The following is a 1632-nucleotide window of genomic DNA, read 5'->3' as shown; positions in this document are numbered from 1 at the left end:
GGTCAGTTGAGGTGGACGTCGCCGAGTTCGTTTTGAGCGGGGTAACCGTTCGTTCCAGGTTTGTATTTGATGCGCGCGAGCATCGGGATGTCGCTAGCGTTCGTGATGTCACTGATTGTCGGGATTTCGAGCTTTGTAGCTTTCGCGATTTTGGTCTTGATCGAGTCTGAGATCTTGATAGCTGTCGCGTTGCTGCCGGTGCCGTAAAGGCGGTGCCAGAGGTGGCGGCCAGCGTGCTCGCCCGACATGACTTGGAGCTCCATGAGGACGGTTTCGGCGCCCGCTTTCGTCTTACCGACCTTAGCTGACCTGATTTTGATCATCGCGTCGTGCGTCGGCATCGGCTCTCTTGAGTCTGCTTTTTTGTTCACGATTGTCGTATCGACGGGCTTTCTAGTCTTCCGCTTCAAGCTGTTGATGTGGGATTTCGTGAAAAGCTGGCACGATCTCCATGCTGCAGCTTCGTTGCTTTCGCCGGCGCGCGGGCGGTTGCGAGGGTATTGTGGATCTCGGAAGTACCCGTTCCCGGCGTGCAAGGTGTTGTCGACTTCGAAGAGACGCTTAGCAATTTCCTCCTCAGTTGACGAAGTGATCATGCCGCCCAGGATACGATTGAGCTCGTAAGAGCGTCCGCGCGCGCCTGTTTGACCTGTTGCCTGGCGCGGCGCGCCGGGTCTGTACTCAGTCTCGATTCCGTAAGTCGATTGGTGCAGCTTGTATTCGTCTATGTCTGCCGGCGCGCCTGGGTTGTAAAAGCTGATAGCGAATTGACGGCGGTCGGGATGGGCGGTGTAGACGTAGTAGCACTGGCTCAGCGTCTTCCAGCATGGATCTATGACTTTGAGCAGTCGACCGCCAAGGAATTCGTCCAGGTGCTCGAGGATAGCTGCGCAGATAGTGTTGTGCTCAGCGGGGTGGAATGAGCGCGAAGCTGCGATGACGATCCTGAAGCGCGGGGCTTCGATAGTGTGGCTGTGGCTCGTATAGATGAAGTGCTCGAGGCCCAGATCGAGAAGGGCGTCTTCAGCTTCTTCAAGCGCGATCATGTCATCATCGTAGCCCTGACCTAGTTTTTGGTCTACGTCAAAAATCACCAGAGACGAGCTTTGGATGCTTTCGTCGTTGCGGGTCGGAACGCGGAATGAGGCGGGGATAAATGTGGATGCTCGGGACTTGTCGATCAGCACGAGCGGCGTTTCGAAGTGCGCTTCGAAAAGTGACTTGAAAGAATTGGCTTCTTTTGGATTAACTGAGTTAGTTGATGCGGTCGACTGAGTAGCGTACTTGATGGCCATTTGCACATATCTCTCTTTGAACGAAGTTCTTTTTCTTCGATAAGCTGAGTATGAAAAATGAGAAAATGTCGATGCAACAATTTTTTGATGTATACCTGAAAATAAATTGTTGGCTAGAGCTGGGGAGCGTTGAGATGAGCTTGCGAGAGCTTAACTGAGCTTATATGTGTGTGCATCAGCTTGAGCTGGCGCTGATGAGCTTGCGTGAGCTTATATAAGCAGTGCTTGCGGCTAAAAGCAGTATTCCTTAGCCAAATAGTATAATGCCACCCCCGATGCTACCTACCTTTCTCTTTCTTATATATAAAGAATAGGGGGTATGGGGGGTGATCGGGGC

Annotated in this window: 1 protein-coding gene; it reads right to left on the bottom strand. The window is 52.6% G+C overall.

Features of this window, described 5'->3' with window-relative positions; translation table 11 throughout:
• Positions 1-2: 2 nt before the first annotated feature.
• Positions 3-1295 carry a DUF669 domain-containing protein gene (locus JOY50_RS28475; RefSeq protein ID WP_243056165.1) on the bottom strand — a complete coding sequence of 431 codons (1293 nt, stop codon included), beginning with the start codon at positions 1293-1295 and terminating at the stop codon, positions 3-5.
• Positions 1296-1632: the final 337 nt, after the last annotated feature.

Origin of the sequence: Pseudomonas sp. BP01 (assembly GCF_022760795.1) — a bacterium.
Taxonomy (GTDB): domain Bacteria; phylum Pseudomonadota; class Gammaproteobacteria; order Pseudomonadales; family Pseudomonadaceae; genus Aquipseudomonas; species Aquipseudomonas putida_Q.
The sequence above is the reverse complement of the archived record's forward strand: the minus strand, read 5'-3'. Positions and strand labels throughout refer to the sequence as shown.